The organism is Aquimarina agarilytica ZC1, from assembly GCF_000255455.1.
GTDB classification, from domain to species: Bacteria; Bacteroidota; Bacteroidia; order Flavobacteriales; family Flavobacteriaceae; genus Aquimarina; species Aquimarina agarilytica.
Genome location: NZ_JH621256.1, coordinates 121,247 through 128,726 on the forward strand (window position 1 = coordinate 121,247; position 7,480 = coordinate 128,726).

General features: G+C 31.4%; 7 protein-coding genes. 2 read left to right on the forward strand and 5 right to left on the reverse strand.

Annotated elements, in window-relative coordinates; all coding sequences use genetic code 11:
- Positions 1 to 139: 139 nt before the first annotated feature.
- The 5 genes from KQA_RS0208295 to KQA_RS0208315 form a co-directional block, all read right to left on the reverse strand.
- The gene (locus KQA_RS0208295; protein WP_010179984.1) at positions 140 to 1,093 is read right to left on the reverse strand and encodes a hypothetical protein; all 954 of its coding nucleotides are present in this window, start codon (positions 1,091 to 1,093) and stop codon (positions 140 to 142) included.
- Positions 1,094 to 1,097: 4 nt separating this feature from the next.
- Positions 1,098 to 2,549: an MBOAT family O-acyltransferase gene (locus tag KQA_RS0208300; RefSeq protein ID WP_010179986.1), complete on the reverse strand. Its 1,452-nt coding sequence runs from the start codon at positions 2,547 to 2,549 to the stop codon at positions 1,098 to 1,100.
- A gap of 124 nt (positions 2,550 to 2,673) precedes the next feature.
- Entirely contained in the window at positions 2,674 to 3,801 is a 1,128-nt protein-coding gene (locus tag KQA_RS0208305; protein WP_040396212.1) for a TlpA disulfide reductase family protein, read from the reverse strand.
- 68 nt (positions 3,802 to 3,869) lie between these two features.
- A complete protein-coding gene (locus KQA_RS0208310; RefSeq protein ID WP_010179990.1) occupies positions 3,870 to 4,433 on the reverse strand; it encodes an NUDIX hydrolase in 564 nt (187 codons plus the stop codon).
- A gap of 100 nt (positions 4,434 to 4,533) precedes the next feature.
- Complete coding sequence (locus KQA_RS0208315; protein WP_010179992.1) at positions 4,534 to 5,625, reverse strand: M42 family metallopeptidase; 1,092 nt, start codon at positions 5,623 to 5,625, stop codon at positions 4,534 to 4,536.
- 113 nt (positions 5,626 to 5,738) lie between these two features.
- On the opposite strand from KQA_RS0208315, the gene KQA_RS0208320 reads away from it, so the two are divergent.
- Both KQA_RS0208320 and KQA_RS0208325 read left to right on the forward strand, forming a co-directional pair.
- The gene (locus KQA_RS0208320) at positions 5,739 to 6,452 is read left to right on the forward strand and encodes a DUF4294 domain-containing protein (RefSeq protein ID WP_010179994.1); all 714 of its coding nucleotides are present in this window, start codon (positions 5,739 to 5,741) and stop codon (positions 6,450 to 6,452) included.
- 217 nt (positions 6,453 to 6,669) lie between these two features.
- Positions 6,670 to 7,296: a WG repeat-containing protein gene (locus KQA_RS0208325; protein ID WP_010179996.1), complete on the forward strand. Its 627-nt coding sequence runs from the start codon at positions 6,670 to 6,672 to the stop codon at positions 7,294 to 7,296.
- Positions 7,297 to 7,480 lie beyond the last annotated feature (184 nt).

Here is a 7,480-nt window from a genome sequence, read left to right on the forward strand (position 1 = left end):
CGAATCGAAATCTCTGTAAAATCAAACGTTTCACTGAATTTTGATTTAATTATAACGATGCTATGTTAAAATTAAGAAAGGACTTGGATTTTATTGCCCATTTAATACTCATAATAAAGTTCTATTATATAATCCGGGTTTAAGGAATTATGGTTTTACTAATTTGGTTGGCTATTAATGTTCTTCCGTAATCATTCCAATGTTGGTCATATATTAAATAGGTAGGAGCGGTTGCATTTTTTAAGGCTTGATGAAAGTCAATAATTTTAAAATGATTAGCCATTAAATAATCCAAGAATGGTTTTGGTGTTGTATTCGTATTTAATAGTAAAGAATAGCGTTTTTTATCAAAACCATAAGTAGTTACAAGTTTTTTGAAATTATTTAAGTATGTAACTATTGTGTTATTTTTTTGATGAGATACTTTTTTAATTTTTGTATGCGTGGCACGGGGCCTTTTATTCAGGCTATTTATTAATTTGGCAACTAGATTTTTGGGAGGGTCAAGTACCCCAATGCTTTTAGTGTATACCAATAATTTGCATTTTTTAAGCATGTTGTTTAGTGGGGATTGTAAAGCAATACGATCTTGAATAACAGCATATTCGCCACGTAATAAATCAGTATTAAAATCGATATAAATGATCGTTTGATCAATTAAGTCAAAGTCTTTTTTATAGGCGTGTATCAAATGTAATTGATCGGCAAAATCATAACCTGCATAAGCATATTCATATACTTTAATAGCAGGTAGGGCATTTTCAATTTTTTTTCCAATGGAATGGGTATAGTCTTGATGAAAACCTTGAATAAAAGAATCCCCAACCAAAGCAAGTTCAAATTGCTCCTTAGTTGGTGTGTATTCTTGGTAAGAGTTGAATCCAGCATTGTTAATACGATAGCGCGCATGATTTTGTTTTCGATTGCCAGTAACAGCAATTCCTTTTTGATTAGGAATCCATTTTTCAACCTTAGCTTCATCAATGAATCTTTTTGGAGTATCCTTGGCTAAATGAAATATGCGAACTAAAACTTCTAATACTATTAATATTAGAAAAAGATAACCTCCAATTTTAAGAAATAATTTTAACATAGGTTTAGAATTGAAAGTAAATAAAAGAACGATCGGTCTGATCATCAAAAAATAAGACTAAACAAAATATAATTAATGTATATAAAATGAATCGGAGCGCTTTTGGTGAAAAGTTAAAGGGAGCACGTTCATTTTTTCGAATACGAAACTCATAAATAATAAATAGAATTAATATAAGGTAATAGTCAATCATTCTATATCCAGATGGATGCTGATAAATTTCAAAACTAAAATTAGTGAATACTTGTTTTAAGTAGCCAAAGGCTTCAGTAATTGATTGTGCTCTAAAAAACACCCAGGATAAACTAACTAAACTAAAGGTGGTAATAATATTAATAGTTTCTTTAGCACTAGGTAAGAGTGTTGTTTGAGCTACGATAGTGTTGGAATATTTTCGGTTATTTTTGGTATAAAATATAGGAATATATAGTAAAGCATGAATACTACCCCAAACTATAAATGTCCAGTTGGCACCATGCCAAAACCCGCTTATTAAAAAAACAATACTTATATTCCTAATGGATTTGGTTAATCCATATTGGCTACCTCCCAAAGGGAAATATACATATTCTTTAAACCAATTAGATAATGAAATGTGCCAGCGTTGCCAAAATTCACTAATATTTCTAGATAAATAGGGGAACTTAAAATTAGATATTAATTCAATACCAAAAAGTTTAGCTGTACCAATCGCCATGTCAGAATACCCGCTAAAGTCACCATAAATTTGAAAGCTAAACAAAATAATTCCCAATAGTAGTGTTGAAGAAGAATAGTTAGCATAGTTCTGAAAAATATCATCAACAATAGGAGCTATGGCATCGGCAATAACTACTTTTTTAAATAATCCCCAAAGAATCAGTTTAAGCCCTTCGGTACATTTGGTATAATTAAAAGTGCGTTTTTGAGTAATTTGAGGAAGCAAATTTGAAGCTTTTTCAATGGGACCAGCAACAAGTTGAGGAAAAAAAGAAACAAAAGTAGCAAATGAAATAAAATTGGTAGTAGGTGTTATTTTTTTATGATACACGTCCAAAGAGTAGGATAGCGTTTGAAAAGTATAGAATGAAATACCTACTGGTAGAATAACTTTTAGTGTCCAAGTATTTTTTAATTCTATACCAAATATATGGAACAGGCTAACCCAAGAGTCAATAAAAAAGTTATAATACTTGAAGAAAAAGAGTATTCCAATATTAAAAATGATACTGAACCAAAGTAGTTTTTTTCGTTGGTTTAGGGAGTTACTCTTATAAATATGCTGACCAATATAAAAATCAACCAGAGTACTAGCAACTATTAAAAAAAGAAAACGCCAATCCCACAAACCATAAAAGAAATAACTAGCAGCTAATAAAAATAAATTTTGAAATTGTTTTTTTTTGTTAAAAACCTTCCAGTGTAAAAAGAAAACAATGGGTAAAAAAACAAAAAAAGCAAAAGAGTTAAATAGCATTTAGTGTGATTTGGTTTTTTTAGAGTGTAATTGGTTGGTGTTTAGGTAATAAATATGCTAAAAAACACAAAAAAAACCAGCTAAATGCTGGTTTTTTTTAATATTTTTTCAATGGGTACTTGTTTTATACTCCCTTATCTCCTAATAATTCTTCTAGTTTGTCAGCTAAAGCTTGACCTCTTAAGTTTTTGGCAATGATCACACCTTTCTCATCTAATAAATAGGTCACAGGAATAGAGCGAACACCAAAGCGTTTTGCAATAGGCTCTTGCCAAAATTTTAAATGAGATACATGTTTCCATGTAAGTCCATCATTGGCAATAGCTTGTTTCCATTTATTAGCATCTTTGTCAAGTGAAATACTAATAATTTCCAAGCCTTTATCATGGTATTTATTGTATACGCGGACCACATTAGGGTTTTCTACTCTACAAGGTCGGCACCATGAAGCCCAAAAGTCAAGAATAGTGTATTTACCTAATGACTTTTTTAAACTTAAAGTTTGTCCGTCTGGTGTAGGACCAGAAAAATCGGCAACTTCATCACCAATATCCGAAGTTTCTTCAATAAGGCTCGCCAGCATTTTTTCGGCATTAATACCTAAACGTGATTGCTGTAATTCAGGACTCATTTTACTAAAAAAAGCTTTTGCTTCTTCTCCTTTGATCATTTTGTAACTTACCAAATCACTTAATGCCATAACACTAATAATGGAATTAGGGTTTTTAGTAAGAATATTTAAGCGCATATCCTTTTTAACAGCTGTTAAAGAATCTGATTTGGCTTTTAATCTTCGTAATTCCTCATAATTACCAGTCTGTGATGCAGTACGTCCTTTGTTCGAGATATTACCTTCCTCATATTTAATGGCAGTAATATTGTTTAAATATTCGGAGAATAAAGCATTTTCAGCACCTCCTTTGATTTCTGCTTTTCTTAGGTCGCTTTTATCGGCAGTAATGCTAATAGGCTCATTTTCGGCAATTAAAAGAATATTGCCTTGGGCACCATTAAAAGTTATAAAGTTAAAATCCTTTGAAGTTACTTTAGGTAAGCTTATGCTAAATTTACCATCAACTATTTGTGTAGAATCGATAACAATTTGTCGATTAGAATCACTTATTTTATTAATATATACCTTAGTATTGTTATCAAAACCAGTAATATTTCCAGTAATCGTATAGTCACTTGTTGCTTCTTTTTTACAAGCAAACAAAGCCATACATAGGGAAATTACAGCTATTTTTTTCATGAGTGTCGTTTTAATTTTTCAATGTTTGGTAAATATACTACCATTTTATTAACTGAATAGTAGGTATTTTATTCCTTTTTTTGATTATTATTTTTTTGTTTTATGGTATTTATGATAAAGTTGTAATATGAAGCTCCATGAGGAACAAAAATATTAGGATGGTTTTTTAATTGATTTTCAAAGTCAGAAATTGAAATAAGTGTTACTTCGGCTACTTCTTCAATCTGTAATTTTAGTTTGGAAATAATAATAGGTAATTTGACTATATATAAATAATTGAATTCGTTGTCAATGATTGAGGAGGATACTTGCTTGCTTTTTTTTATCGTTTTTAAAAAAATTAAGTTGTCTTTGAAAACTCTATAGCCGATTTCCTCTTCAATTTCACGAATAGCTGCATCAATAGGGGAGTCTCCAGCAGTTAAGTGACCTGCAACCGAAATATCCCATAGGTTAGGGTAGGTGTCTTTATTTTTTGCTCTTTTTTGTATAAGTATTTTGCCATCGGGGGTATATATCCAAATTTGTACACTGGCATGCCATAGCCCTTTTTTATGGGCTTCAGATTTAAGTTTAACTTCTCCCGTAAGGGTGCCATTAGGGGTTAATATGTCAATAAGTTCATCAGCCAAAATAAGTAATAATAATAGTTTAAAAATTAAAAGCTGTCGAGAGTGTTATTCCAGACAGCTTTATGGTGTTAATTATGTTTAAAAGATAGTAAACGTGTAATTAGTCAAAATAGCTAAAAGTTTCCCCATTTTTAATAGTTAATAAACTTTCGTAAATTAATTTGATTACATTTTCTACATCATCTTGGTGTACCATTTCTACAGTAGTATGCATGTAGCGCAGTGGTAAAGAAATTAAAGCCGAAGCTACACCTCCATTACTATAGGCAAATGCATCAGTATCGGTTCCCGTTGCTCTACTTGAAGCATGACGTTGGAAAGGAATTTCATTTTTTTCAGCAGTTTCAATAATACGTTCTCGTAATTTGTTTTGAATAGCTGGGGCATAAGATATCACTGGACCAGCACCGATTTTACTATCACCTTCTACTTTTTTATCAATCATAGGAGTAGTAGTGTCATGGCAAACATCAGTAACTATTGCTACATTAGGTTGTATACGTTGTGTAATCATTTCGGCACCACGTAAACCAATTTCTTCTTGTACCGAATTGGTTATGTAAAGACCAAAAGGAAGTTCAATATTATTTTCTTTAAGTAAGCGCGCTACCTCGGCTATCATAAAACCTCCCATACGATTATCTAAAGCGCGACAAACAAATTTATTTTTATTTAAAATAGTGAATGTGTCAGGATAAGTAATTACACAACCTACGTGAACACCTAGGGCCAAAACTTCATCTTTAGAGCTACAGCCTACATCAATACTAATGTTGTCTAATTTTGCAGGCTGCTCTTTGGTGCCACCTTTACGAGTATGAATCGCTGGCCAGCCAAACACTCCAGGAACAATACCATTTTTTGTGTGAATATTAACGCGTTTCGAAGGTGCAATTTGGTGATCACTACCACCATTTCGAATGACATATATTTGTCCCTCGTCGCTAATATAATTTACATACCATGAAATTTCATCAGAGTGGCCTTCAATAACCACTTTAAATTCAGCTTTTGGATTAATAACTCCTACAGCAGTGCCATAGGTATCAGTAATAAATTCATCAACATAAGGTTTCAGATAATTCATCCATATTTTTTGCCCTTCCGATTCGTAACCAGTTGGAGAGGCGTTATTAAGGTAAGTTTCTAAAAAAGTTAAGGACTCTTTGTTAAGGATGTTTTTTTTTGCCATCATATAATTTATTCTGTCGTACAATACAATTTTTAACGAATTTAAGCATTCTAAGATAATAGAACGACCGATATTATTATTTTTGGTACAGTTTTAGTAACATGAATAACCTAATGAAACGATTTTTTATATTTAATATATTTTTTTGTTTATCCTTTATAACAAAAGCTCAGGTAAAGGATACCATATCATATTTACCGTCAAGTAAGGAAGAAATAAAAAAAGAACGACTGTTATTTATGGTCGAAGGTGATAGCACGGCAACAGAATCAATACCTTTAAATGAAATTGTTATTTTACCGGGTCTTAAATTTAATTCAAGTCTCAAAAGAAAAAAATATTTAATACTAGCGCGTAAAACAAGAAAGGTGTATCCCTATGCAAAAATGGCAGCCGATACATTGACAAAGATTGTGACCCAGTTAGAAACTATAAAAAAGAAACGCCGTAGGAAGAAGTATATTAAAAATATGCAAGAATTTATGGAAGATCGTTTTACAAAAGAACTCAAAAAGTTTTCGAGAACCGAAGGTCAGATTCTTATAAAATTAGTGCATCGTCAAACAGGTCGAACTATGTTTGATTTAATAAAAAACTACCGTAGTGGGTGGAAAGCATTTTGGTATGAAAAAACAGCCCATCTTTTCAATATATCATTAAAAAGAGAATTTGATCCAACCAATGTTTATGAAGATTACCTCATTGAAGATATTTTAGAGCGTAGTTTTCAAAATGATCTTTTAGTTCGGCAACCTCCCGCAGTAAAGTTCAATTTATTTGAATTAATAGAAAAATGGAAAGCATACGAACCTGTGCCGGTTAATTAAACAGGATAATGTTAAAATTCTTCATTTATTTTTAAATAATAACTTCTAGTTATAACATTGTAAGTGTTTTTGTGCTTTTTGTTGTATTTTGTAAGAAAAATAAGTCTTCAGTAATGATGTAGAATGGGGCTACTCATTTTATTGAAGTATAATGACGAAGCAATAGTACCCCTACTTTTAAAATTTAATCAACTAATTAATATAAATCAGCAACATAATGAAAGGAAAACTAATAATTACAGCAATAGCATTTAGTGCGATAACAAACTTCTATGCGCAGAGTGTAGATTATTTTGTAATCAATAAAGATAACTTGGTTGGTTTAGTAGATTCCAACGGAGTTCAAATTGTAGCCCCAAAATACGAAACAATAGGCAAATTTGATATTCAAAAAAAAGGTTGGGCAAAAATAACCAAAGATAAACTTACAGGGTTTATAACAAAAGAAGGGAAAGAAGCTGTACCTCCAATGTTTCAAGAGATCAAAGCATTTAATGTTTACAAAAAAGACTGGGCATTGGTTTCTAAAGAAGGGAAATTAGGTTTCATAAATGGGGTCGGGAAAACAATAGTAGAGCCAGTATACGAAGAAATAGACCAATTTGATAAAATAAGAAAAGGTTGGGCAAAAGTAAAGTTGGATAATAAGTATGGATTTATAAATACAAGTGGGGCTTTAGTAGTTCCGGCAAAGTATGATAAAATTGAAAATTTTAATATTTACAAAAAAGATCTGGCGGTAGTTATGCTTAATGGGAAGTATGGTCTAATTAATATGGAAGGAAAAGAAACATTAGCTCCTATATATGATAACCTGCAACCGCTAGATAAAAAGAAGAAATAATATTACTACATTATATATAAGAGAAGCCTTTTTGTTTAGTGAAACGAAAAGGCTTTTTTTAAATTGAAATGGGTGAATTATTAATATAACGTATCAGTAATGCGGGACTGATCAGATTAAACCAATAATGGCGTTCCCCTCTGGGTCAGGCTTTCACTACTCGCTCTTTCCGCTATTGCTCCAA

What these genes read in the sequence shown, in the direction of transcription:
- KQA_RS0208295 (WP_010179984.1), bottom strand. Translation starts at nt 1,093, where the DNA reads ATGTTAAAATTATTTCTTAAAATTGGAGGTTATCTTTTTCTAATATTA.
- KQA_RS0208305 (WP_040396212.1), bottom strand. Translation starts at nt 3,801, where the DNA reads ATGAAAAAAATAGCTGTAATTTCCCTATGTATGGCTTTGTTTGCTTGT.
- KQA_RS0208320 (WP_010179994.1), top strand. Translation starts at nt 5,739, where the DNA reads ATGAAACGATTTTTTATATTTAATATATTTTTTTGTTTATCCTTTATA.
- KQA_RS0208300 (WP_010179986.1), bottom strand. Translation starts at nt 2,549, where the DNA reads ATGCTATTTAACTCTTTTGCTTTTTTTGTTTTTTTACCCATTGTTTTC.
- KQA_RS0208325 (WP_010179996.1), top strand. Translation starts at nt 6,670, where the DNA reads ATGAAAGGAAAACTAATAATTACAGCAATAGCATTTAGTGCGATAACA.
- KQA_RS0208315 (WP_010179992.1), bottom strand. Translation starts at nt 5,625, where the DNA reads ATGGCAAAAAAAAACATCCTTAACAAAGAGTCCTTAACTTTTTTAGAA.